Origin of the sequence: Rathayibacter sp. PhB179, from assembly GCF_004345345.1 — a bacterium.
GTDB lineage: Bacteria > Actinomycetota > Actinomycetes > Actinomycetales > Microbacteriaceae > Rathayibacter > Rathayibacter festucae.
The window spans coordinates 71189-95730 of record NZ_SLVD01000004.1; the positions used below are offsets into that span (position 1 = coordinate 71189).

The window sequence follows — 24542 nt, forward strand, 5'->3', positions numbered from 1 at the left end:
GCGCCCCGACACCGACGCCGGCGCCCCGTCCCCGCGGCGCCCCTCCCCGAACCCCCGGGTACTCATCGCGCGCGCTCGGATGCTAACGTCACCATGCCTGCAACGGCGCGGATCACCGTGTCGCGGTACGAGGCGGCCCTGCGCTCCGTGAACGGTCACGGACCACCGCGGCACCGCCGACTCCGCCGGGCACCGCCGACGAAGGAAGCAGCACACCGTGGGATCCAGCGACAGCACGGCCCGGCATACCGCGGCCGGCAGCGTCGAGGTCCGTGCCCGGCGCCTCGACGGGACGTCCGTCGGATTCCGCGCCGTGCTGGTCGCGACCGGCGACGGCCGCCTCGTCGTCGCGGACAGCACTCCCGTCCCGACGGGCTGGCGGTTCACCGGCGCCGCGGACGAGCTGCTCGAGGTCCGCCTGCCCGCCCGCCCCGAGCTGCGCGACGTGAGCGTCGTCTACACGACGACCCTCGACACCCTCGACCACGTCGTCGTCCCGGACACGGGCCGCTGGCACATGAACAGCAGCCACCCCGTCTCCGCGTGGCGCTTCAGCGGCGACCTGCAGGTCCGCGCGAACTCGCTGAAGACGCCGGTCTACGTCTTCGAGCGGCTCGGCGGCGGCGCCAGCGGCGTGGGCGTGATCGCCGCGCCCGCGGAGATGGACATCACCCTGCACGAGCCCGCCTCGAACCGGGCGCTGAACGTGCACTTCCGCCGGCTCCGGGTGGAGTTCACGCTGCTCCACCTCGCCGACACCGCGGAGGCCGGTGACGACGGCGAGGCCGTGCACCGGTTCTGGATCGCCGTCCTCCCCGCGTCGCAGCACGCCGACTGGCGCTCGGTGCTGCGGCGGTTCTCCGCCTGCGAGCGGCTGGCCCTGGACGTGCGCTGCTCCACCCGCCCCGAGGCGCTCGAGCCCCACTGGTGCACCGGGGTCGACTGGAGCTCCGAGCACGTCACGCAGGAGCTCGTCCTGCGGAACGCCCGCCTCGCCGCGGAGCTGGGGATCCCGAACATCGTCATCGACGACGGCTGGTTCGGCCGCGGACGGGACTCGAGCGACGACGTGCCGATGGACATCGGCGACTGGACCCCCGATCCGGTCAAGTACCCGGACCTGCCGTGGCTGATCGAGTCGATCCACGCGCTCGGCAGCCGGGTGATCATCTGGTGCGCCCCGCACGCCGTCGGTCCCGCCTCCGCGGCCTTCGGGCGGGTCGGCGACCTCCTCGTCCAGGACGCGCACGGCGCCCCGATCCTGAACCCGGCGATGTTCTCCTCGCTGTGCTTCCGCAGCGAGCGCGCCCGGCGGGTCATGGTCGACGTCGTGCGGGACCTCTTCCGGCGCCACCCCTTCGACGGCGTGACGTACGACCTCTTCGACGGGCTGCCGTCCGAGGAGTGCGAGTCCCCCGTGCACGCGCACGACCTCGGCTCGACGATCGTCGGACTGCACCGCGTCCTCGCCGAGTGCGCGGCGATCACCGAGGCGCAGCCGCGGCCGGTCGTCGTCGAGATGAAGCAGGACCACGCCACCGCCGCCATCGCCGGGCTCGGCTCGGTCGTGCGCGGCGGCGACTCCCCGTACGCGTCGCGGACCAACCTGGTGCGGATGGACTACCTCCAGGCCCGGGGGATGCCGGGGCTGAACGACTACCAGACCTTCCCCCGCTCGGCGTCGCCCGCCGAGGTGTGCGTCATCGCACTGCGGATGGTCGCCGGGGGAGTCCCCGCCTGGGGACGCGACCTCACCGCGCTCGATCCGGGCCAGCGCGTCTGCCTCCTCCGCGTGCACCGCTGGTACCGCGCGCTCCTGCACCACGGCGCCGGCGCCCACCGCGAGAGCGACCGGGACGGCGTGCTCCTGCTCCGCACGGACGTCGGCGTCGTCCTGATCTGCACCGAGCCGGGCCGCGTCGTCACCGTGCCGGCCGACTGCTGCCAGATCGTGAACGCGACCCTCTCGACCGAGCTGGTCCTGCGCTCGGAGCAGAAGCGGACCGTCCTCGGCACGCGCTCGATCCTCGCCGAGGTCTGCGTCCCCAGGCTGCGCTCCCTCCCGAGCGGCGTCCACCGCCTGGAGCTCGGCACCGGGAGCGTGCTCACTCTCGCCGTCGAGCTCCGGCCGCACCCCACCGACACCGACGGAGACGCCCGACGACCGACCGGACGGACCCCGCCGCGATGACGACCGCGCGCGAGAGCGTCCGGCGGATCCTGCGGGCGAACCCGGACTACCGCCGCGTCTTCCTCGCCCAGATCGTCAGCCAGGGCGGCGACTGGTTCACGATGATCCCGCTGATCGTCCTGCTCCAGCGCCTCACCGGCGACGGCGCCCTCGGCGCGCTGCTGCTCGCGGCCGAGACCGCGGTCATCGCCGTGCTCCCGCTCTGGGCCGGCGGGCTCGTCGACCGCACGTCGCGCCGCACGGTGCTGGTCGCCGCGCAGGCGGGGTCGGCGCTCGCCGTGCTGCCGCTGTTCCTGCTGCAGTCGGCGGCGACCGCGTGGCTCGCGGTGCTCACCTTCGCGCTGCTCGCGGCGGGCAAGGCGTTCTTCACCCCGGCGGTGAACGCGATCGTCCCGCAGATCGTGCCGCGGGAGAGCCTGCTCGTCGCGAGCACCGGGCTGAACTCGGTCTGGGGAGTGATGCTCGCGCTCGGCGCCTCCCTGGGCGGCATCGCCTCCGCCCTCGTCTCGCCGTACTTCTGCTTCGCGATCACCGCCGGCGCCTACGGGTTCTCCGCGCTGCTGCTGCTCGGCCTGCCCGCGGCGCGCGGCACCGAGCGCGGGGCGGGGCGAGGGGCCGGTCGCGAGGCCGGCCGCCGCGGAGGCCTCGCCCGGTTCGCCCGCGACGTCCGCGAGGTCGCCGCCTTCTGCCGCTCCGACCGGCGGATCCCGGCCCTCCTGCTGGCGAAGCCCGGCAGCCACCTCGGCAACGGCGCCATCGCGCTCTTCCCGGCGCTCTCTCTGACGATGGCGGCGGACCCCGCCGTCGCCGCGAGTCTCCTCTTCGCCGCGCGCGGCGTCGGCGCCGTGATCGGGCCCCGCGTCGCGCGGTTCGCGGCGGAGCGCTCGCCCGACCTGCGCGGCGGGATCGTCGCCGCCGTGCTCCTCTTCGGCCTCGGCTACGCCCTGGTGTCGATCAGCACCTCGGTCGTCCTCGCGATCGCCCTCGTCCTGCTGGCCCACATCGGCGGCAGCATGAACGCGAGTCTCAGCGGCTACGGCCTGCAGTCGATCACCGCGAACGACCTGCGCGGCCGCGTCTTCGCCGTCGACACCATGATCGCCATGCTCGCGATCGCCCTCAGCCAGGCCCTGGTCTCGCTCGGGATCCTGCTCCTCGAGCCGCGCACCGTCATGGCCCTGTGCAGCGCCGTCGTCCTCGGCGGCGCGGTGCTCTGGTGGTCCGCGACCCGCCGCACGCCCCTGCGCACCGCCTGACCCCCCCCGTCCGCCGGATCCGCTCTCCAGAGATCGTCGTCCTCGAGCTCCCGCTACGACGACTCTTGAGGAGTCGCCCGCTCAGCAGGCCCGGAGCCGGCCGACCGCGGCCGAGAGCGTCGGAGTGCCGCCGAGGATCGTCACGTAGTCGAGGTCCTGTCTCGCGATCGCCGTCTTCGTCGCGCCCGGGAGGCAGGCCGTTTCGCTGAGGTACAGCGGCGCTCCCCGCTCCGCCGCCGCGGGCCCCGCGGCCAGAGCGTCGGCGAAGCTCGTCGCCGAGGCGACGAAGGCCTCGTCGACCAGCTCCGACGGCGGATAGAGGGCGTTGAGGAGGCGACTGGTGTCGTGCCGGTCCGTCCCCGCCACCCGGTGGACGGACTCGACGAGGGTCGACGCGCGCAGGGCCGACTCGATGCCGGAGCTGATCGACGGGGTTCCGCCGAGCAGCTGGCCCGACTCCGCCGAGAGCCGGCGGATCGCGTTCCGCGTCGCGTTGTCCAGATCGCTCCGGGCACCGTCGACGAGGAGGACGGGCTCGAGCCGACGCCCGGCGATCGGCGCGGCCGAGAGGGCGTCGGGGAAGTCCGTGCCGGTGGCGAGGAAGACCGTCGAGTAGTCGGAGCCGCGGAACGCGTCGGCGACGATCCGCCGCGACGTCTCGTAGCGGTCCCGGCCCGCGATCCGCACGACCGGAGCGTCGGTCAGGTCGTCCAGGCTCCGCAGGACGGCGTCGCTGACCGAGAGGGCGCTGCCGACCACCACGATCCGGCTCGGCCGCAGGTCCTCGACCTGGCGGGCGACGGTCTCGGGGAGCACCAGCGGGTCGGTCAGGAGGAGGCTGCCACGCTGGAGCGACGCGGCGGGCCCGGCGGACAGGGCGTCGGGCCAGTTCGCCCCGCTCGCGATGTACATCGGCGAGTTCTGGGACACGTATCCGGCGCGTGAGACCAGTGTCGCGGTCTCGTAGCGGTCCGATCCCGCCACGCGCTCGACGTCCGAGCCGTAGGCGGTCGGGGTGAAGTCGATGCCGGTGAGGCCTTCTGGTTCGAGGGATTGGTAGACGTACTTGTCGAGGCGCGCCGTCTCCTGGAAGTACTCGTCGTCGTAGTCGGGGACGTCCGCCTCGGTGAGCCGGAAGACGTAGACGCCGGTGGGCAGGCGGTCCGCGCCGCTGAACGAGTAGCGGTCCTCCGCGCCCGGCGTGCCGCTGGTGGCCAGGGAGGCGAGCTTGACGAGATCCCCCGCGTTGCTGGAGTACCAGGCCTCGACGATGAAGTCCGTCGTAGTGACTCCGGGGGCGGCGGCGGGCGTCACCGTTCCGGTGACGGTTCCTGCGGCGGCCAGCTGGATGTCGACGGAGTCGTTCGATCCGGTGAACCGCTGGGCCTCCCGCTCGAACGGACTGCCGTAGACGCCGCCGAAGGGGTTGTAGGCGTACCAGGTCGGGTACCAGGCGTCGTCGTCGATCACCTCGGCGCGCACGGCGTAGCTCCCACCCGCGGGGAGGGTCAGCGAGTAGGTCTCATCCGTGACGATCTCCTCGACCACGGCTCCGGCCTCGTCCACCGCCCGGACCCGGTACGCCTCGCCGGTCGGATCCGGGGTGGCGGCGTCGACGCTGCCGGGGCGGAGGAGACCCGACACCTCGATCGTCCCGGCCGCCGAGGCCTGCGCCGGTGACCCCGCCGCGACGGCTCCCGCGAGCAGCGACAGGACCGCCCCCGCGGTGGCGAGGAGGCGGACGCGGGACCGGGAGCGGGGTGCAGGGGACAACGGCGGCCTTCCGGAGCGACGGAGGCGGCTCGGTCGGGGCGACGGGCTGCCGGGTGCGCCACACGCTAGCGACGACCGCCGACGCGCGCGGCGCAGCGAGACACGTTGTCCCACTCCGGCGACCGGGTCGAGGCGCCGGCGGGAGCCTCCGTGCTAGCGCCCGGCGACGCGCAGCGCGCGGTGGGCCCGCGCGCACGCCTCTGCGAAACGAGGACGAATGGCCGAGATCGGCGTGCGAGGCGTTGTTCTCACGCCACCAAACCCTCGTCGGGCGTCGGCCCGTGACTTCTTCGCGCATCTGCGAGAGCATCTCCGTCATCACATGGGTATGGCCAAGCTGTGTCGTTCACATAACTCGGAGGACTGGATGAAGACATCGAATCGTAAGACGGCATTGCTCGCACTGGCCTCGGCAGCGGCACTGGTCATGGCCATCAGCGCGCCCAGCACCCTGTCCGCACCCGGCTCATCGAGCGGAGGTGCTGTCATCGTCTCGGACGTCACGAACATCGAATCCCGTTCCGAGGGAGTGATCACGCTTGCGGCTGGCAAGCCCGGCTACACCCTTCTCCGAGACAACTTCCGATCGAAAGAGACCTGCGAGTCCTACCGGACCCAGTACGTCGTCCGCTTCGCCTATCACCGGGAGTCCTACTGCTCCGAGCGGGAGTCGAACGATCGGCACTGGCTCTGGGTCCGATACGACTACTCGTGCGTCGACCGTGTCGTTCGGCAGACCGTCTAGCATCCTGGCGGGGGTGGTCATCGCCCTCTGGGCGCTCGCACTGGTGTCCTGCTCACGAGAGCCTGCTGGCGAGGACGGTCATCTGGGCACAGTGGTCGTCGTAGCTCCGGGCTTCTCGGCGGAGGAGTTCGCGTCGCTCTCCGATTCCCTCGCGCGGTCAGGAGTGAGTGCTGCCTTCCTCGATGACGCTTCACTCCTCTCTCTGGAGGTCGACTCCTCGCCGGCAGGTGAGCAGATGGCTCTCGTGGCGTTCGGTCATCGCTCGACTCCCGTCTGGGATTCACTCCCGGAGGTGAGCGATCGGCTCAGGTCGGCGGTCTTCGTGAGTGTTCCGTCCGGGCAGAACGTCGAGGTCCAGCTTCTCCATGGATTGCCCATCCTCGATCTGCATTCCCGACAGGATTCAGTGACCGTCTCTGCGCATCAGCGCGTCCACGATGCACTCTCGATTGCAGGCCTTCCCCATGAGATGGTCGTCTACGACGGAGTGCAAGGAGATTTCTTCGCCGCGAGCGGCCGTGCATTCGACTCTGCGACGTGGGCGGACGCCGCCGCGCGCATCGTCGAATGGGTGATCGTGTCCCTCCGGTCGGACGAGCTGAGAGAGGTGCGTCGATGACGACGAAGGAGCATCGGCTCTCCGTGATCGGCGTGCTCGTCGAGCTGGACGGCGAGTACTGGATCGTCCAGAGGACATCGCACGGGGAGGCGCCGGTACGGACGATTGAGTGGCTCTCGACGGTCCGTCGGCACGGGCTGAGACTCGTCGGTGCTCGCCTTCCCGCAGGAAGCGGTGTGATCGCGGCCCTCGGCTCGCTATCGGGCTCCGACTTCCGGGTCGCAGCCCTGCGGCACCATCGCGTGGAGGACGTCTTCGACCGTTCGCCGTCCCTCCGCTCCTCGAAGAGGTCCTCCGTGCAGAGACCGGATCCTGACGTGCGGTCCGCTGCCCGTGAAGCCGAGATGCTCGAGAGCGGAGAGATCGACAGCCGCAGATATCTCCGGGCCGAGGACGGCCGATGGCGGGTGATCATCTCGGCCGCCGATCCCGAGTCGGTCCGACCACGACTGGAGCGCGTGCATGGCTCCGCGCTGACGCTGATCGCTTCGCCGTGGAGTCGCGCCGACCTCGATCGAGCGCGGGAGGACCTGGGCGCGAGGAGGATCGAGTGGCAGGTCGTGGCGCTCCTGGACGGGACCGACGAGGACGGGCTGTCCGTGATCCGAGCCGCGGTGCGTTCCGTGACTCCGGAGATCTCGACATGGCTGCGCGGATTCTCCCGCGGCATGATCGAGCTTCACCCGTTCCTTCATCCGAACGCGGACACCGGTGCGTTCGCGGACGAGAGCGCCCTTTACAGCCACCGCTTCACGGGCTGAGCTGAGGCCCGGCCGAGCGAGCGAGGGGCGTCAGCGCCCGGCGACGCGCAGCGCGATGTCGCGGCGGTACTGGCCGCCGTCGAGGGTGATCAGGTCGAGGGCGCGGTAGGCCCGCTCACGGGCCTCGGCGAAGTCGGCGCCGCGGGCGACCACGTTGAGCACCCGGCCGCCGGTGGCGACGAAGCGGCCGTCGACCAGCTGGGTCGCGGCGTGCGCGAGGGTGACGCCGGGGACCTCGGCCGCCGCCTCCAGGCCGCCGAGGACGCGCCCGGTGGCGGCGTTCTCGGGGTAGCCCTCGCTGGCGAGCACGACCGTCACGGCGACGTCCTCCGAGAAGGCCGGCCACGGAACGGAGGCGAGCGCGCCGGTCGCCGCCGCGAAGAGCAGCGCCGAGAGCGGGGAGACCAGGCGCGGCAGCACGACCTGGGTCTCCGGGTCGCCGAAGCGCGCGTTGAACTCGATCACGCGGATGCCGGCGTCCGTGACGATGAGGCCGCAGTAGAGGAGTCCGACGAACGGGGTGCGCTCGCGCTCGAGCTGGCGGATGGTCGGGATGGCGACGGTGTCGATGACCTCGTCGACGAAGGCGCGCTCGCTCTCCCAGCGGTCCGCGAGCCAGGGGAGCGGGGAGTAGGCGCCCATGCCGCCGGTGTTCGGGCCCTCGTCGCCGTCGGCGAGGCGCTTGTAGTCCTGGGCGGGCGAGAGCGGGACGACGTCGTGGCCGTCGGAGAGGAGGAAGAGCGAGACCTCCTGGCCGGCCAGGAACTCCTCGATCAGCACGTCGCCCGACTGCAGCCAGAACTCGGCGTGCGCGACGGCGGCGGTGCGCGACTCGGTCACCAGCACGCCCTTGCCGGCGGCGAGGCCGTCGGCTTTCACGACGTAGGGGGCGCCGAACTCGTCGATGACGCGCGTCGCGTCGACGAGGGTCGAGACGCGGGTCGCCCGGCCGGTGGGGACGCGCGCCATGTCCATCACGCGCTTGGCGAAGGTCTTCGAGCCCTCGAGGGCGGCGGCGGCGCGGTCGGGGCCGAAGGTGGGGATGCGGCGGCGGCGCAGGGCGTCGGCGACCCCCGCGACGAGGGGCGCCTCCGGCCCGATGACGACGAGCTCGATGCCCTGCTCGACCGCGAAGTCGCTGACCAGGCGCGGGCTGTTGGTGTCGAAGTGGATGACCTCCACGTCGCGCGCGATCCCCGCGTTGCCGGGGGCGGCGATGATCTCGTGCGCCTCCTCCTCCGCGAGCAGAGCGGTGATGATGGCGTGCTCACGGGCACCCGAGCCGAGGACGAGGATCTTCACCCTGACAGGATAGGCCCGCCCCGGAGCGCCCCCGCCCGCCGCGCGCCCCGTCGCCGCACGCCCCGGCCGGCGCCCGCCCGCTCCTCCGCGAGATGCCACTTGTGCACGCCTTCTGCGGCGTGTCGCGTGCACAAGTGGCATCTCGCGAAAGCAGGCAGACACGGGGGACGCCGGGCGGCACGGCAGACTGGACGCATGGCCAAGGGGAAGATCGACGAGGCGACCGGGCAGGACGCCGTGCGGGCGGCGCTCGCCGGCGGGGCGGACCGGAACACGACCGCGACCGCCGTGCGCTTCCTCCTGCAGATCATCGAGACGAACGTCCCGGGCCGCAGCGTCGAGGTCCGCGTGCCGCCGTTCGGCGCCGCCCAGTGCGTCGAGGGCCCGGGCCACACCCGCGGCACTCCGCCCAACGTGATCGAGATGGACGCCGCCACCTGGCTGCCCCTCGCCACCGGCTCCCTCCCGTGGAGCGAGGGCCTCGCGAGCGGCCGGATCCACGCCTCGGGCGTGCGTGCCGACCTCTCGCAATTCCTCCCGCTGCTCCACGTCCGCCGGCCGTCGGCGAATTAACATCTCGTAAACGCACCGCCGCCGCCCCGATCGACGTTTGACGGACAGGCTCGCGTCGGGTTGTCTGGGAAAGTTCCCCCACTGCGGCAGGAGTTCTCTCCGAATCGCCGCTCGATGCTTGGAGACCTCCCACAGATGCGAAGCACTACCCCCGGCCGTCGCGGCCTGACCAGACTCCTCTCCGTCACCGCCGTCAGCGCGGTGGCCGGAGCGGCCCTCCTCGGAGCGGCCCCGGCGATGGCGGCCGACGAGCGCGTCATCGACGTCTACACGATGAACGACTTCCACGGCCGTCTCGAGGCCACTGCCGGCTCCTCGGTCGCGCAGAGCACCGCGGGTGCCGCCTCCATCGCCTCGGCGTTCTCGACGCTGAAGGCCGAGAATCCCGCCAACTCCATCCTCGTGTCGGCGGGCGACAACGTCGGGGCCTCGACCTTCACCTCGCTGGTTCAGGACGACAACCCCACGATCGACGCGCTGAACGAGATCGGTCTGAGCGCCACCGCGGTCGGCAACCACGAGCTCGACAAGGGCCGCGAGGACCTCGACGAGCGCATCATCCCGCGCTCGGACTACGAGTACATCAGCTCGAACCTGCTCGAGAAGGACACCCACGAGCACGCCTACTCGCCGTCCTACGTCCAGGACTTCGATGGAGTGAAGGTCGGCTTCGTCGGCGCGACCACGGAGGACCTGCCCTACCTGGTCAGCCCGGACGGCATCTCGACGCTCGACGTCGCCTCGATCGTCGACTCGGTCAATGAGGAGACCGCCCGTCTGCACGACGGCGTGGACGAGACCGACGACGCCTCCGTGCCCGTCAAGCAGAAGAACCTCGAAGCCGACGTGGTCGTCGTCGTCATGCACGAGGGGGCCGCATCGCCCACCGTGAGCTTCACCGACCAGGAGTCGGTGTTCGGGAAGATCGTGAACGGCGTCGGCCCGAACGTCGACGCGATCGTCTCGGGCCACACCCACCAGGTCTACGACCAGGACGTCACGATCGGCGACAAGACGCTTCCCGTCCTCCAGACCGGCAGCTACGGGACCTACCTCGGTCACCTCGAGATGACCGTCGACGCTGACACGAAGACTCTCACCTCGATCACGTCCGACCTCGTCGACCTCCTCCAGCCGGTCGAGGTCACGGACGCCAAGGGCGTCGTCTCGACGGTCTACCAGCCGATCTACACCCCCGAGTCCACCCCCGAGGGCACCACGGTCGCCGCGCTGGTCGCTGACGCCGTCGCCGTCGCGGATGTCGAGGGCGCGGTCTCCATCGGCTCGATCACCGGAGACGTGCGCCGCGGAGTGCAGTCGGACGGCACCGAGAACCGCGGAGCGGAGTCGACGATCGGCAACCTCGTCGCCGACGCGCAGCTGTGGGCGACGCAGGAGGACCTCGGAACCCAGATCGCCTTCATGAACCCTGGCGGGATCCGCCAGGACATCACCTACGCCTCCAGTGGTGAGGGAGATGCGGACGGCAACGTCACGTACCGCGAGGCCGCCGTCGTCCAGCCGTTCGCCAACACGCTGGTCACCGAGACGCTGACCGGCGCTCAGATCCGCCAGGTGCTCGAGCAGCAGTGGCAGCCGGGCAAGTCGCGCCCGGAGCTGCACCTCGGCATCTCCGCCGACCTGTCGTACACCTACGACCCGACGGCTGCCGTGGGCTCGCACATCACCGGAGTCTTCTACCAGGGAGCGCCGGTCGGCGACGACGAGACCTTCAAGATCGTGACCAATTCCTTCCTCGGCGCCGGCGGCGACAACTTCACCGCGCTGGGCACCGGGGCGGACAAGGCCGATTCCGGTCGCAGCGATCTGAACGCCTTCACCGAGTACATGGCCGAGTTCTCGCCGGTGACGCCGGACCCCGCCTCGCGCTCGATCGGCATCGTCGACACCAGCGTCGAGGGTGCGGAGACGCTGTCCTACGAGCTGTCCTCGCTCGACGTGAACAACTCGACCGTCCGCGACGACGAGGTGCAGGTGCTGATCGACGGCGTCCAGGTGGCGACCGCTCCGATCGACCACACCGTCGTCGACACCACCGACGAGCAGGGCCGCGCGTCGGTCGGCTTCTCGGTCGCGGAGCTGTCGGCCGGCGACCACGAGCTCGAGTTCGCTCTGCCGGTCACGGGTGTCTCGGTCGTGTCGACGCTCACGGTGACCGAGACCGCAGGCCCCGGCACCACCCCTTCTCCTGAGCCGACCCCGGAGCCCACCGAGACCGTCATCCCGACGACCCCGGCGACGACGGCTCCCGCCATGCCCGGCGCCTCGGGCGGCTCGACCGGTCACCTCGCCGCGACCGGCGTCGACGCGACTCCGGCCTTCGCGGCCGGTATCGCGGCGCTGCTGCTCGGCCTCGGCATGACCGTGGCGCGTCTGCGCCGCCGCACCGCCGCGAAGTAGCACTCGCACGGGAGAGGCCCCGCGGTTCGCGCCGCGGGGCCTCTTCTGCGTTTCCGGGTGAGCGTGACGTGCGGGCGCCCCCTGGAACGCGAGAACGCCGCCTCCCCGGGTGGGGAGACGGCGTCGGAACGCGATGAGGTGCTGTCGCGGAGCGCGGGGCTCAGTGGCGGACGGGGACCTGACGGTATCCGTCGCGGCTGGCGACGAGCACCGTCGACACCGTGCCCCATGCGGCGACGGCACCGAGGACGACGAGGATTGCGATGCTCATGAGTGTTCTGCCTTTCGTTGCTCCGACGTGTCTGCCAGGTTTGGCGATCCATCCGCCGGGATGCTCTGTACAACGTCCACTCTCGGGCTTTCTGTTCCTTAGGACAATCGCACTGTTCTTGGCCTGACGTGTAGCGTTCCTACATGGACGTGCGACGGCTGGAACTGCTCCGGGAGCTCTCGATGCGGCGCTCGATCACCGCGGTGGCGGCGGCGACGCACCGCACTCCTTCGGCGGTGTCGCAGCAGCTCAAGGTGCTCGAGCGCGAGGCGGGAGTGCCGCTGATCGAGCGCTCGGGACGCGGTGTCGTCCTCACCGCGGCCGGCCGCGAGCTGGCCCGCAGCGCCACCGAGATCGCGACCGCTCTCGAACGCGCCGACGCGGTGTGGCAGACCTTCAAGAACAATCCGATCGGCGAGGTGACGATCGCCACCTTCCCGACGGCCGGGCAGATGCTGCTGCCGGATGCGCTGGTCGCTCTGCGCAGCGTCGAGGGGCTCGTCGTGCACTGCGAGGACGCGGATCCCGGGACCGACGAGTTCCTCGATCTCACCGCCGACTTCGACATCGTCCTCGCGCACTCGCCCACCGGCCGCAGCGCCTGGGCCGGGCACGGTCTCGCGATGGCCGAGCTGATGGTGGAGCCGCTCGACATCGCCCTGCCGCTCGGCCACCGGCTCGCCGACCGCGCGACCGTCACCGCGGGCGACCTCGTCGGCGAGACCTGGATCGGCGTGCCCGACGGCTTCCCCTTCGAGCGGATCATGCAGGAGATCGAGACGACCTCGGGCGAGCCGGTCCGCGTCGAGCAGCGCTTCGCCTCGACCCGCGTGACGGAGGCGTTCGTCGCCGCCGGCCTCGGCATCGCCGTCGTCCCGCGCTACACCGCGGGCACGGCCGGCATCGTCGTGAAACCCCTCCGCGGCGTCAACTCCGTGCGCCACATCGTCGCCCTGATGCGCCCCGACCGCGCGGAACGCCTCTCCGTGCGGACCGTCGTCCGCGAGCTCCGCGCCCAGGCGGGCCGCCTCCTCCACTCCATGTGACCGCGCCCTCGGAGTCGCGCCCTCGGAGCCGCGATGAGGCGCCGCTCCATGCTGGTCGAGTAGCCGCGCAGCGGCGTATCGAGACCCACCGTCCTCCGGAGCGGGGGCCTGCAGACCACCGTTCCGATGATGATGGATCTCGATACGCCGACTTAGTCGGCTACTCGATCAGCATGGTGCCGACCCCCGTCACGGCCACGGTGGATCTCGATACGCCGACTGCGTCGGCTACTCGATCAGCATGCTGTGGCGCCCCTGCGCTGGTCGAACAGTCGCGCAGCGCCCTCCTCATGTTGGTCGAGTAGCCGCGCAGCGGCGTATCGAGACCCGCCGCCTCTCGACCGCGCTACCCGATCCGCCGCCGCCTCGCCACTCGGCCCGCGCCCGGCCGGGCACAGGGGACAATGGAGGCATGACCGATCCGCTCGACTCCTCGCCGCGCCCCGACGACGTCGAGATCACCCGCGAGGAGGTCGACGTCCGCCGCTCGCCGCGGGTCTGGCGCATCCTCGCGCTCGGCGCGGGCCTCGGCGCGATCGTCGCCTTCCTGCTCACCTTCGCGCTGCCCGAGACCGAGGGTTTCAGCCAGGCGCAGGTCTTCGGCTTCAGCCTGCTGCTGTTCGTGACGATCTTCGGCGGTCTCGCCGCGCTCGTCGTCGTGATCCTGGACCGGGTCGTCGGCCGCCGCGTCGTCCGCACCACCGCCGAGCGCACGGTCGCCCGCGAGGCGGACGTCGAGCCCGCGGACGAGCCTGACGACGCCCCGGACGAGAACGAGGCGCCCGGCACGGAGCCGGACGCCTCGACGCGCTAGAGACGACGCTCCAAGCGAGCGGTCAGCGGCGCTTGCGGCTGCTGCGGCTCGTCGAGCGCGCAGCGTTCTGCGTGGCGCGCTTGGCCTTCTGCGACTTCTTCAGGCGACCCGCGATGAACGTCAGGAGCAGGGGCAGCAGGCGGTAGATCACGGGGACTCCTCGTCTCGGGCGCACGGAGCGGCGCCCCACGAGCATGGACGATCCGCCGCCGCACGGCACCCCGTTGCGCGCACCCGGGCGCTGTGCCTGCCGGATGCGCGCCCTCCCAGCGTCAGCTCAGCTGCGTGCGCTCCACCCAGTCGAGGTACTCCGGCGTGACGGTGCCGGTGACGTACTCGCCGGTGAAGCAGCTGGTCTCGAGGTCGGTGACGTCCGAGCCCTCCAGGATCGCCGCCTTCATGTCGGCGACCTCCTGGTAGATCAGGTAGTCGGCGCCGATCGCCTCCGAGATCTCGGGGATCCGGCGGTTGTGCGCGACGAGCTCCTGCCGCGACGGCATGTTGATCCCGTAGACGTGCGGGTAGCGCACCGGCGGCGCCGCGGAGGCGAAGGTGACGCTGTTCGCACCGGCCGTGCGGGCCATGTCGACGATCTCCTTCGACGTCGTGCCGCGCACGATCGAGTCGTCGACGATCAGCACGTTCTTGCCCTTGAACTCGCTCGACATCGCGTTGAGCTTCTGCCGCACCGACTTCTTGCGCACCGCCTGCCCGGGCATGATGAACGTCCGGCCGACGTAGCGGTTCTTGTAGAAGCCCTCGCGGTACGGGATGCCCAGCTTCTGCGCGACCTGCATCGCGGCAGGGCGCGAGGAGTCCGGGATCGGCATGACCACGTCGATCGCCCCGCCCGGCGTGTACTCGGCGATGGTGTCGGCGAGCCGGTCGCCGAGGCGCAGCCGGGCCTCGTACACCGAGATCCCGGAGAGGATCGAGTCGGGCCGCGCGAGGTAGACGTACTCGAACGAGCACGGGATGAGGCGCGGGCTCTTCGCGCACTGGCGGCTGGTCATCCGGCCGTCGGGGGTGATGAAGATCGCCTCACCCGGAGCGACGTCCCGGACGATCTCGAAGCCCTGCGCCTCGAGGACGAGCGACTCGGAGGCGACCACCCAGTCGTCGGGCCCGTTGACATTGAACCGGCGGCCGACGATCAGCGGCCGGATGCCGAACGGGTCGCGGAACGCGAGCAGCCCGTGGCCGGCGATCAGCGCGATGGTGGCGTAGGAGCCCTCGACCCGCTCGTGCACGCGGGCGACAGCGTCGAACACCTCGTCCGCGTCGAGGTCGCGGCCCGAGATCGAGGCCTGCAGCTCGTTCGCGAGCACGTTGACCAGCAGCTCGGTGTCGGAGGTGGTGTTGAGGTGGCGGCGATCGACGGTGAAGAGCTCCTCGGTGAGCTCGCGCGTGTTCGTCAGGTTGCCGTTGTGGATGAGGATGATGCCGTACGGCGCGTTCACGTAGAACGGCTGTGCCTCCTCCTCGCGCTCCGCGTTGCCCTTGGTGGCGTAGCGGACGTGCCCGAGGCCCATCGTGCCGAGCAGCGAGCGCATGTCGCGGGTGCGGAACGCCTCGCGGACCTGCCCCGCCGCCTTCTTGATGTGCAGCGTGCTGCCGTCGGCGGTCGCGATGCCGGTCGAGTCCTGGCCGCGGTGCTGCAGGAGGGAGAGGCTGTCGTAGATGGACTGGTTGACCGGCCCGGAGGACACGATCCCAACGATTCCGCACATGCCGGAGGGGCTCCCAAGGGGATAGCAGGGGGGATTGACGGTCCATCCTGGCACGCGGACGACGCATCCCCTAACGGTTCGCTCCCGGCGGATCCGCCCGGGCGGGGGCGCTCGCGGGTGGCGGCGCGGGCGGATCGGCCGGTCGGCGGTCCGGCTCACCGGACGCGCGCTCAGCCGCGGCCAGCTGCTTGACGGCCGGATCGGGCCGGCCGAAGATCTCGGCGATCGCGGCGCTCACCTCGACGGCCGTGAAGCCCGTCGTGAAGTGCAGCTCCGGCCGGCGGTGGTGGAGGACCGTCGCGCGGAGCAGTGGGCGGACGATCCTCGCGGCCGCCGGGGGCAGCGTCGTGCGGAGACGGCGTCCACCGTGATGATCCTGTTGGATCACCACCGGCGTGCTCGGCTCGCTGGGTCCGTCGGTGATCGTCACTTCGACGACGTCGTGGTTCTCGAAATACGCCTGTTCGCTTCGCGTCAGCATCATCAGCGCGAGCAGTGAGCGCTTCCTCTCGCCGGAGAACTGCAGCTCGTCACGTTGCCACGCGGGCAAGCGCGTCGCTTGGAGCACGATGCCGGCCGCGACGTCGAACGTCTTCCACGAGACGACGACGGTCCGGCCGGTCGTGCAGTCAGCCTCAGTCATCGGGTCCTTCTCTGTGTGCGAAGAGTCATCCCGAAGGCTCGCTGGAGTCCGAAGGCGGATCGGCAGAATCGGCCGACGAGTGGTCGCGTCTACCTTCGTTGATCGGGTTCACCCGATCGTCACGCGCGATTGCGAAGGGATGGACGATCTCGTTGATCATGTCCGCACCTCGATTCCATTCTTTCTGTCGAACGACACCCGGCTCCGAATGTGCGATCTCCCGGCGATGCCCTGGGCTCAGCAGTGGGTTCAGCTCAACGCTCGAGCAGGACGGTGGTGAAGCTGTACGACCTCACCGGAGAGTTCTCCCAGGCCTGCCCGATCATGCTCGACATGCGACGAAAGGTCTCGCGTTCTCCCGGGTCGTCCGCCAACAGCTCGCCCGATCCGCGAACGAGAATCAGAAAGGAGAAAGCCTGGTACCACGAGAGGTCTCTCATCTGCTCCGCGAACGAGGGCCAGTTCTCGACCTTCCACGGGAAGGCCAGCGCGCGTCCATAGCAGTCCCACAGCTGCTCGACGGTCCGCATCCCGCTCGCGTGAAGTTCGATCAGTCCGCCGTCGGTCTCCGTCACATCGATCAGGTCTGTCAACTGGGAGTCCTCATCCTCGACCTCGAATAGCCACGGCCTTCCGGTGTAGCGTCTCGACTTCCTCGTCCCACCGGCTGTGAGTTCTCCAGCGATCACCCTATCTGTGGACCCATCACTCGGAGCCACGTGGTTCATCGCTCTAGCGTGTCAAGAATCATGATTCTTTTGTGTCTCGGCAACTCGAACAGGGTCTCCGGCGAGGGCGATTATCTCCGCGATCGATACCACGTGTTTGCCTTCGGTGATGACGAGAAGGCCGCCATCGTGGACTTCGCGGGCGGCAATCTCAGGCGAGAGAAAATCTAGCTTCCAAATACTTGCCTCGGGGGCGGAGTCGCGTTGCAATAGAATGCTGAAATATTCGCTCAACGTGGCTCCTGTCAGCTCGAGTTCGACGGAATAGCACGTTGCGGCGTATACCGGCGAATTCGGTTCCCCGAACCGACGCCCTCGGAGGTCGGGTGCAAGCCACTCGACTCGCGCGAACGCGAATGGGTTGAGAATTTCTTCTATCATGGCCGCACCTTGATTCCATCCATCCCGTCGGTGAGAATTCTTAGCTGCACGGGGTAAGCGCAGTATGCTTGTCCCTATTCCGTCGGGTGAGGACCCTCGTCTTCAAGCTCGTCAATGATGAGATCTGGGTACCTTCGTCTCGACAGTGATGACCTCCCTCCGTTCGTCTCAGCGCGCCATTCATTCGCCGCTTCTCCAGATGTCGTGAAGAACTTTCCTTCCACACTGTTTTTTCCTAGCCTAAGTTCGCCGGTCTCGGCAATGGAGTCCAATTCGACGGCATCTACATTTCGGAGAAGTTAAAGGTTATGGAAGGGGGGGCTTCCGGCTGGGACGTCTTGTGCTTCCACCGAGCGGCTCGCCGCGGCCGCAAAGATGAGTGAGATCGCTCGCCGGACGGCATCGGCGGCCTTCTTGTTGGTCGGGTGAATGAAGGCCCGATGGATCGGAACGCCTGACCGGACTGTGCAGTATTTAGGTATCAATCCAGCGCGGCGAGCCAGTCGCCCCCCCTCTCGAGATCTAGACCGAACTCGATTGCAATGGATCGGATGCGCCGCATGTCGTCGGGCGAAAGCGGCGCATCCACCTCTGAGCCCTGCAGAATCATCTCCTCGTAGGCGATCTCCCACTCACCTGCATCGATGAGCGAGATCGCCAGGTCGTGCGCCTGGTCGTTCAAGAAATTCGGGATGGACGCCATCCATGTGACTTCGGATTTGAGATTCATTGTGTACCTTTGCTCGCGTGGAGGGCGGACTTCATTGACGGACAGGATAAGCGGTGATGATCCGATCGGTCGCGGGTTCGATGACTACCTTAATCAGTACGCCCTCTCTCTCCCCGGTCACTGTCGCGCGAATCGGGACGCCTCGATTTGTCAATTCCTTTATCTGGCCGTTCGGATAGGCCCAGGACAGACTCGGGTCTGTGGCTATATCCGAGACTTCGTGCATGATCTTCTCGGCGGACCAGTGTTCAGGGAAAAGGCTCTTTTCCGGCAAGCCCGGACTCATGTGTCGGTCAATGATGTGAGCGGTACCCCCGCCGTCCGCCAGACTGACGTAACTCTTGAGACCCCTCTTGCCCGCCATTGACAAGAGACTCGTGGTCTGTTGTGCGGCAACTCCCGCAGTCTCGCTAACAGAGCCGACGCTCCCCAAAGCCGCAGTGAAAAGTAACACAGATGGACGGACGACATCCGCTGCATGTTTATTGTTTGCCAGTAGGTCTCGCTGCCAGGCTGGCATTTTCGCAATACTTCGCGATTCGAGGAAGTCAGCCCACTGCTTATTGACCCAGTACTGGTTGTCGTTGTAGACGCCTGCTCGGGGGTAAGGTGTGGCCTTCGACTTCCAATCCCAGTTGTCAAGAGTCGTTTGGGTGAACCATTTCGGCGCGCTTTCGCTGCCGGGAACGTTGTGCGGCTTCGCTGGTCCGGGGCCACGAGGCGCGAATCGGCCCGTGCCGTTCGCCGCGGGTACCGCTGCGGTGCTGTGCGATCGCTCGGCGGAATCGGCTGACTGAAGGCCGGAGGGATCGGAACGACTGACCGGACTGTTCTGGCTGTACGAGTACCCGTTGTTCTGCTGCGGCTCGAACGGCGACAGGACCGGGTCGACGCTGACGAACTTCCCGAGGCCCGGGTCGTACTCCCGCGCCCCGAGATGCGTCAGGCCGCTGGCGGACGACCTCGGCGCGTTCAGGTACGCGTTGCTCGACGTCCAGCCGGATCCGGGCCCGCGGCTGTTGCCGTAGGGGTCCATGAAGCGCCGGCGGACGGATCCGGTGGCCTGGTCGACGGAGACGGACGCCGTTCCCACCGTGTCGGTCGCGAGCCAGACGATGGTGCTCACTGCGGGTGCGGCGGCGGTCGTGGTCCGCTCCGCGACGGCGGCGCCGTTGAAGCCGTAAGTGCGGGTCCCGGAGGTGGTCGAGGAGCCCGGCTTCCGCTGCAGCACGGTGTCGCCCAGGAAGAGGCGCGCCCCTTCGCCGGAGTCGACGCGCAGCAGGAGGTCGCCCGACGCGTCGTAGACGTTCGCCTGGGTGGCCGGACCCGCAACCACGCCGCTCAGCTTCCCGCGCGCGTCCCAGCTCAGGGTCTGGCCGGGCCGGCTCACTGTGTTGCCCGCGCCGTCGTAGGCGTAGCTGCTCGTCGCCGGCGCTCCGGCTCCGGTGGTCTGCGCCGTCGCGCTCACCGCGTGGGCGTGCCCGGCCGCACCGTAGCTGTAGTCGGTGGTCGAGGCGACTCCGCCGCCCGCCGCCGCGGCCGTCGTCTGCTTCGTCCGATTCCCGGTGACCGGATCGACCGTGTAGGTCGTCCGGTATGCGGCCGACCCGCCGAGTGCGACTCCCTCGCCGCTGTCACCGCACGTCCATCTCCCGTCGGCCGATGCCGGGGTCCACGCGTCCTTCAGGTTCTGCAGGGCGTCGTACGCGAAGCACTGCATCTCCTGCGCCGCCGTGTCCGCGGGGGACGGCGTGACGGTGTCGATGCCGGGATCGCCGATCCTGGTGCGGATCGACGTGATGCCGCCCGCGGGGTTGCGGCCGATCGTGCGGTCCGCGACCGTGAACGCCCCCCGCGTGCCGATGGTGAGGTTGCGGATCGCGGTGATCCGCCCGGTCGCGCCGTCGTGGTCGGTGGTGGTGAACATCTTCGTGTGCCCGGCCGCGCCCGGGTCCGGGTCGCTCTGGAACTGGGCGACGTCGCCGGTGTTGGTGAGGACGACCTTGCTCACGTAGTCGCGCAGTCCGGTCGAGCCGGCGACGAGCCCGAGGGAGTCGTAGCGGGTCTCCACCGTCTCCGCGGGGAGGCCCGGCTGTCCGGGCAGCCCGGCGACGGCCGGGAGGATCGACTTCTTCAGCGCCCCGTCCGGGTAGTACTCGGACCCTTGCGTGTAGCGGAAGCCGGAGAAGGCCGGCGCGCCCTCGGGGATCGAGGTCGTGACGCTGGTCGGCCGGTAGCCGGCGTCGATCGCGTCGATGCTCTTCAGGTAAGTCGTGCCGTCGACGGTGCTGGACGAGGTGGCTAGCTGCCCCTTGGCGCGGAGATCGTAGGTCCAGCCGGCGAGCTGCACTCCGGCGCCGTCGACCTGCGCCACCTTCCGGTCGAGCTCGTCGTAGCGGTACGCGAGGGCGACTCCGCGGCCGTCCACCGAGGTGAGCACGTTGCCGGCGTCGTCGTAGGTGAAGCTCGACGATCCGGTGTCGGGATCGCTGGAGCCGGTCTTGCGTCCGCGGACGTCGTAGCTCCAGGACCAGGTGCTGCCGTTCTGATCCTTCATGGTCGCCATCCGGCCCTGGGCGGTGTAGCTGTAGGCGGTGGTGATCGGCGAGGCGGAGTCGACGGCTCCCTGCCATTGGACGAGCCGGCTGGTGAGGCCCCGCGCGTCGGTGTAGGTCGTCTGCGCGGTGGCGCCGGCGGGCGGAGTGACGTCGACGCGGTCGACTCCGGAGTACCTGGTCGTGGTCGTCGAGCGGAGGTGGTTGCCGACCTCGTAGAGCGAGGAGGCGGTGATCCTGCCCGCCGAGTCGTAGGAGTGGACGGTGCGCGTCGGGATGTTGTTGGACGAGTAGGCCTGCAGCACCACGGCGCTGCTCGAGTACTCCTTGTTCGCGCCGTACGGGCCGTTGGTGGCGACGATCCGGCCGAGCGAGTCGTACTGCGTGTCCGCCACGACCGTGCTGTTCTCGGGCCCCGGGGTCCGGGACTGCACGAACCGGCCGAGGCCGTCGTAGACGTCGAGCTTCTTCAGGACCTGCCCGGCCGAGATCCTCGACGTCTCCACGGTGGAGATCCCGGTCGCGTGGATCGCGTAGCTGAAGCCGAGGCTCGGGGAGTCCGGGTTCTCCGTCTTCAGCCGGCCGGGCCGCCAGACCGCCGTCAGCCGGCCGAGGGCGTCGTGGTCGGTCGAGGTGATCCGGCCGTTCGGATCGGTGCTCGTCGTGGCTTGACCGCGGGCGGGGTCGAGCGCGGTGACGGTCTGCCAGCCCTTCGGGTTGGTGACGACGATCTGCGTCGGGGCGCCGGAGCCCGCGGCCGCACCCGCGGCCGGGGTGTACGCGGTCGTCGTGGTGCGCTGCGCGACGTCGGCGACCGAGATGACCCGGCCGACGGCGTCGTAGCCGGTGGTGCTGGTCCGCAACCAGGTCGGGGTGTATCCGGAGTACGACGCGGCGACCCAGTTGCCGGTGGCGTCGCCCCGCGACGGCGCGGCGCCGACCTCCGCTCCGTCGTACGCCGCCCGGGTCTGGACGATGACGTCGTCGGGGTAGCTCGCGTCGACGCCGCAGGCCTTCCCGAGCTTCAGGACCTCGCTGGAGAGCCCGATGATCCAGGCCGTCGTGTTCGCGGCGGCGTAGTTCGTGATCGTGCAGCTGGAGAGCTCTCCGGCGGGGGAGACGACGCTGACCGCGGTCGGGTAGCCGTAGGTCGGGTCGAAGGCGGTCGTCGTCGTGGTCACTCGGTCGCCGCCGGTGGAGAGGCGCTCCGTGACCTGCACGCTCCCGTCGCCGAGCTTCCGGGACTGCCGGGCGCCGTCGTCGGCGCCGACGGCGGAGGCCCACGGCGTCGTCACCGTGCCGGTGAGCACCGTGTCGTCGACGTACGTCCTCACCTCGCGCACCCGGCCGGCGAGCCACCGGTCGTCGGGAGCCTCGGTGCCGGGGACCATGCGCGTGCCCGGCTTGCCCCGGTCTCCGTTCAGTCCCCGGTAGAAGACGTAGTCGGTCCGGACCCGCTTGTCGGAGGTGCCCGGATCGCCGACCCGAACGCTCAGCTGCGCGTAGCCGGCGTACTCCGACCAGGTGCGCTTCGCCTCCGGGAGCAGGGGGTTCCGGTCGTAGCGCCAGGCCACCCCTCCGCTGTAGTCGTAGGTCGACACCTTCGTCGGGTCGACGGCGCCGTCGGTCTGCGGGCTCTCGAGCATCGTGCCGACGACGTAGGCGTTGAAGAGGTCCAGGCGCGGCACCGCTCCGGTGACCTTCGGCGTCCACCACTGCGGGAAGCAGCGTCTGGTGTTCCCGGCGAGATCGCCGAGCACCGCGGACTGGACGGCGGGGTCGTCGCACTCGGGGGCGAGGTAGGTGACGCTGATCCCGCCGCCGGTGGGCAGCCGGACCGCGTTCAGCCGCATCTTGTTGAGGAGCGCGTAGCCGATCGCGGCTCGTGCCCGGTTCTGGAGCTGTCGGCCGGAGAACGTCGTCGTCCCCTCCTGCAGCGTGCTCGCGCCGCTCCCGCCGGTGTGCGCGATCGAATCGAGCCAGAGGGCGGGGTCGGTGCCGTCGCCCGTCTCGGGGAAGGAGTGGCCGAGCGTCCAGGTGTCGACGGTGGCGTAGGCGGAGGAGGTGCGGACCTGGGTGGTGACGTTGTCCAGGCGCGCGGTCGTCCAGAAGGTGGGCGAGCGCTGACCGTCGCAGCTGCCGGTCGTGCAGTTGAGGTCGAACGGGACGTCGGGGTAGACGCTCGCGCTTCCCGCGGCGCCGTCCACACCCGGTGTCCGGACGTCGCCCCCGAGGGCCAGTGGGGCGCACGCACTCGCATCGGAGGCGTTGCAGCGCCCGGTGGCGCTGTAGCCGAAGGTCACCCTCCCGGTCGCGGCGTTCGGAGCGTAGACGGTGCCCTCGGTCATGCCGTACTCGATGCTCGTCAGAGCACCGCCGCGCACGTAGGCGGTCGGGCCGGTGCCGGCCGTCGATCGGAAGCGGTTGGTCTCCTGTGCGTAGGAGAAGACCTCGGCGTTGCCGTGCGTGTCGACGACGTAGTCGAGGTTCCAGCGCCACGCCTGCGTGCAGGACGACGACGCGAAGGTCGAGCCGTGGCAGGGCTCACCCGCGTCGTCGCCGAAGACGGGCGCGGTGAAGACCGACTTCGTCTCGGGACTGCCCGGAGACCAGCCCGGGAGGCGGTTCCGGCCGAAGAAGTACTGGGTGCCGTCGGTGGTGGTCATCCGCCAGCACTCGGCGTCCTTCGCGCCGTTGCCGACGCACTCGGCCGATCCGGTGAGCTTCTCGATCCGGGATCCGTCGTCCTGCTCGAGCTTCCAGACGTTCGTCGTCCCGTCCCGGACGAGCACGCCGGAGTGCCCGCCGAACGACAGAGTCGCATTGTCGGTCTTCCAGCAGAGATCGCCGGACGCCTTCGCATCACGGCCGGCTTCGTCCTCCAGGGCGCAGGGGAGATAGCTGCGCTCGATGAAGCCGCTGCCGGCCAGGTCCCAGCCCTCGCCGACGACCGAGGTCTGATTGTTCGTGGACGCGGTGCGGCCGTCGACGCTCTGCGAGTCGTAGGCGAGGGCGAGCTCCGGCTGCGGGCCGGCCGCCGGCGGCGGGACGGCGAGCGGGTAGCTCCAGACGAAGGCGCCGGTCTGGGCGCTGACGTCCCACGTGCTCGACGGCGCGAGCGAGGTCGCCCGGTAGTCGCCGTTCCCCGCCGCCGAGCTCGCCGCCGCGGCCGCGGTCACCACGGTCGGCGCCGCGTCCGCCTGCACCCTCATGACGCTCGCTCCGGCGGTGCTCTTCGACGCCACCGGTGTCGCCGCGGCTCTACGGGGCGTGATCGCCGCCGCCGTCCTGATCGATGACGCCGGCTCCGCTGTCGTCGTCGTCGAGGGAGACTCCGGGATCTGCACCCAGGACACCCGCGAGGCGTAGTCGCCGCCGTAGAGGGCCGAGGTCAGCTCGTCCGGCACCGACAGCTCGACGACGCCCGCTGCGGTCGTCCCGTCCGTGCGGGACACCTCGAGGGTCAGACCGGTCGCACCCTTCGCCGCCGCCTCCTCGGCGCTGAGGATCGAGACGGACACCGACTCGACGGCGGGAGAGCCCTCCGCCGGACTCGCCTGGACCGTGATGCCCGTGTCGCCGAGCTCCGTCGGGGACGTGTGCGCCTCTGCCTCCGGATCGTCTGCTGACGGGAGCGCCGCGAGGCGCATCGCCGTCGACGCCGCAGCGGGCGACGCGGCCTCCGGCGACGGGGGAGAGGGGGTCTCCGCTGACAGATCGACGTCGAACGACTCCGGCTCCGGCAGTGCTGCCTCGTCCACGAGTGGAGCCGGTGCCGCTTCCCCGTCGGACTCGCGTCCGGCGATCGCATCGACGTCGACGAGGACGCCCCGATCGACCGGCGGCACGACCTCGGCGGCGTGGGCAGGTGTCACGGAGAGGACCGTGACGACCAGCACGGCGCTGACCGTCGAGGCGAGGAGGCGCCGGAAGCGGGCGCGACGGAGGAGGGAGTTCGGAGATGCCACAGGAAGGCCCGTTTCTCGAGGGTGTGCCGTCGGAG

General features: G+C 70.0%; 18 protein-coding genes. 9 read left to right on the forward strand and 9 right to left on the reverse strand.

All coding sequences use genetic code 11. The annotated features are described in order from the left end of the window. Positions 1–217 precede the first annotated feature (217 nt). Both EDF43_RS09975 and EDF43_RS09980 read left to right on the forward strand, forming a co-directional pair. Positions 218–2191, forward strand: coding sequence for an alpha-galactosidase (locus tag EDF43_RS09975; RefSeq protein ID WP_132436553.1), 1974 nt, complete (start codon positions 218–220; stop codon positions 2189–2191). Beyond that, complete coding sequence (locus tag EDF43_RS09980; RefSeq protein WP_132436555.1) at positions 2188–3447, forward strand: MFS transporter; 1260 nt, start codon at positions 2188–2190, stop codon at positions 3445–3447. The genes EDF43_RS09975 and EDF43_RS09980 overlap by 4 nt, the downstream gene beginning before the upstream one ends. A gap of 81 nt (positions 3448–3528) precedes the next feature. On the opposite strand, the gene EDF43_RS09985 is transcribed toward EDF43_RS09980, so the two are convergent. Further along, positions 3529–5220 (reverse strand): cell wall-binding repeat-containing protein, encoded by a 1692-nt coding sequence (locus EDF43_RS09985; protein WP_132436557.1) that lies wholly within the window; start codon positions 5218–5220, stop codon positions 3529–3531. Between the two features lie 217 nt (positions 5221–5437). On the opposite strand from EDF43_RS09985, the gene EDF43_RS09990 reads away from it, so the two are divergent. The 3 genes from EDF43_RS09990 to EDF43_RS10000 are packed head-to-tail and all read left to right on the forward strand — an operon-like array spanning position 5438 to position 7345. Continuing rightward, a complete protein-coding gene (locus EDF43_RS09990) occupies positions 5438–5965 on the forward strand; it encodes a hypothetical protein (RefSeq protein ID WP_132436559.1) in 528 nt (175 codons plus the stop codon). Positions 5966–5978: 13 nt separating this feature from the next. Further along, on the forward strand, positions 5979–6584 hold the full coding sequence (locus EDF43_RS09995; RefSeq protein ID WP_132436561.1) for a dienelactone hydrolase family protein: 606 nt from the start codon (positions 5979–5981) through the stop codon (positions 6582–6584). Between the two features lie 23 nt (positions 6585–6607). Beyond that, positions 6608–7345 (forward strand): hypothetical protein, encoded by a 738-nt coding sequence (locus EDF43_RS10000; protein ID WP_132436563.1) that lies wholly within the window; start codon positions 6608–6610, stop codon positions 7343–7345. A gap of 30 nt (positions 7346–7375) precedes the next feature. On the opposite strand, the gene purD is transcribed toward EDF43_RS10000, so the two are convergent. Next, positions 7376–8647 carry a phosphoribosylamine--glycine ligase gene (gene purD / locus EDF43_RS10005; protein WP_123732480.1) on the reverse strand — a complete coding sequence of 424 codons (1272 nt, stop codon included), beginning with the start codon at positions 8645–8647 and terminating at the stop codon, positions 7376–7378. 195 nt (positions 8648–8842) lie between these two features. Here purD and EDF43_RS10010 point away from each other — a divergent pair, with 195 nt between their 5' ends. The 4 genes from EDF43_RS10010 to EDF43_RS10025 all read left to right on the forward strand — a co-directional run bounded on the left by EDF43_RS10010 (position 8843) and on the right by EDF43_RS10025 (position 13772). Further along, on the forward strand, positions 8843–9220 hold the full coding sequence (locus EDF43_RS10010; RefSeq protein WP_132436565.1) for a sterol carrier family protein: 378 nt from the start codon (positions 8843–8845) through the stop codon (positions 9218–9220). 135 nt (positions 9221–9355) lie between these two features. Continuing rightward, the gene (locus tag EDF43_RS10015) at positions 9356–11641 is read left to right on the forward strand and encodes a bifunctional UDP-sugar hydrolase/5'-nucleotidase (RefSeq protein ID WP_132436567.1); all 2286 of its coding nucleotides are present in this window, start codon (positions 9356–9358) and stop codon (positions 11639–11641) included. 414 nt (positions 11642–12055) lie between these two features. Beyond that, positions 12056–12958, forward strand: a complete 903-nt coding sequence (locus EDF43_RS10020) for a LysR family transcriptional regulator (protein WP_123448058.1) — start codon at positions 12056–12058, stop codon at positions 12956–12958. A gap of 412 nt (positions 12959–13370) precedes the next feature. Next, the gene (locus EDF43_RS10025) at positions 13371–13772 is read left to right on the forward strand and encodes a hypothetical protein (protein WP_132436569.1); all 402 of its coding nucleotides are present in this window, start codon (positions 13371–13373) and stop codon (positions 13770–13772) included. A 22-nt stretch (positions 13773–13794) separates the two neighbouring features. On the opposite strand, the gene EDF43_RS22510 is transcribed toward EDF43_RS10025, so the two are convergent. From EDF43_RS22510 to EDF43_RS10055, 7 genes are all read right to left on the reverse strand, one after another. Then, the gene (locus EDF43_RS22510; RefSeq protein WP_260303555.1) at positions 13795–13923 is read right to left on the reverse strand and encodes a hypothetical protein; all 129 of its coding nucleotides are present in this window, start codon (positions 13921–13923) and stop codon (positions 13795–13797) included. A 121-nt stretch (positions 13924–14044) separates the two neighbouring features. Next, positions 14045–15502 (reverse strand): amidophosphoribosyltransferase, encoded by a 1458-nt coding sequence (gene purF, locus EDF43_RS10030; protein ID WP_132436571.1) that lies wholly within the window; start codon positions 15500–15502, stop codon positions 14045–14047. A 70-nt stretch (positions 15503–15572) separates the two neighbouring features. Then, positions 15573–16145 (reverse strand): hypothetical protein, encoded by a 573-nt coding sequence (locus tag EDF43_RS10035; protein ID WP_165909068.1) that lies wholly within the window; start codon positions 16143–16145, stop codon positions 15573–15575. 254 nt (positions 16146–16399) lie between these two features. Beyond that, positions 16400–16738 carry a barstar family protein gene (locus EDF43_RS10040; protein WP_165909069.1) on the reverse strand — a complete coding sequence of 113 codons (339 nt, stop codon included), beginning with the start codon at positions 16736–16738 and terminating at the stop codon, positions 16400–16402. 147 nt (positions 16739–16885) lie between these two features. After that, positions 16886–17107, reverse strand: a complete 222-nt coding sequence (locus tag EDF43_RS10045) for a hypothetical protein (protein ID WP_132436577.1) — start codon at positions 17105–17107, stop codon at positions 16886–16888. A gap of 628 nt (positions 17108–17735) precedes the next feature. Further along, the gene (locus tag EDF43_RS10050) at positions 17736–17984 is read right to left on the reverse strand and encodes a hypothetical protein (protein WP_132436579.1); all 249 of its coding nucleotides are present in this window, start codon (positions 17982–17984) and stop codon (positions 17736–17738) included. Between the two features lie 31 nt (positions 17985–18015). Further along, positions 18016–24507 (reverse strand): RHS repeat-associated core domain-containing protein, encoded by a 6492-nt coding sequence (locus EDF43_RS10055; protein ID WP_132436581.1) that lies wholly within the window; start codon positions 24505–24507, stop codon positions 18016–18018. Between the last annotated feature and the right edge of the window lie 35 nt (positions 24508–24542).

Excerpts from the sequence above, each read along its gene's own strand:
- EDF43_RS09980 (WP_132436555.1), top strand. The coding sequence starts at position 2,188 with ATGACGACCGCGCGCGAGAGCGTCCGGCGGATCCTGCGGGCGAACCCG.
- EDF43_RS09990 (WP_132436559.1), top strand. The coding sequence starts at position 5,438 with ATGGCCGAGATCGGCGTGCGAGGCGTTGTTCTCACGCCACCAAACCCT.
- EDF43_RS10010 (WP_132436565.1), top strand. The coding sequence starts at position 8,843 with ATGGCCAAGGGGAAGATCGACGAGGCGACCGGGCAGGACGCCGTGCGG.
- EDF43_RS10015 (WP_132436567.1), top strand. The coding sequence starts at position 9,356 with ATGCGAAGCACTACCCCCGGCCGTCGCGGCCTGACCAGACTCCTCTCC.
- EDF43_RS10020 (WP_123448058.1), top strand. The coding sequence starts at position 12,056 with ATGGACGTGCGACGGCTGGAACTGCTCCGGGAGCTCTCGATGCGGCGC.
- EDF43_RS10025 (WP_132436569.1), top strand. The coding sequence starts at position 13,371 with ATGACCGATCCGCTCGACTCCTCGCCGCGCCCCGACGACGTCGAGATC.
- purF (WP_132436571.1), bottom strand. The coding sequence starts at position 15,502 with ATGTGCGGAATCGTTGGGATCGTGTCCTCCGGGCCGGTCAACCAGTCC.
- EDF43_RS10035 (WP_165909068.1), bottom strand. The coding sequence starts at position 16,145 with ATGACTGAGGCTGACTGCACGACCGGCCGGACCGTCGTCGTCTCGTGG.
- EDF43_RS10050 (WP_132436579.1), bottom strand. The coding sequence starts at position 17,984 with ATGAATCTCAAATCCGAAGTCACATGGATGGCGTCCATCCCGAATTTC.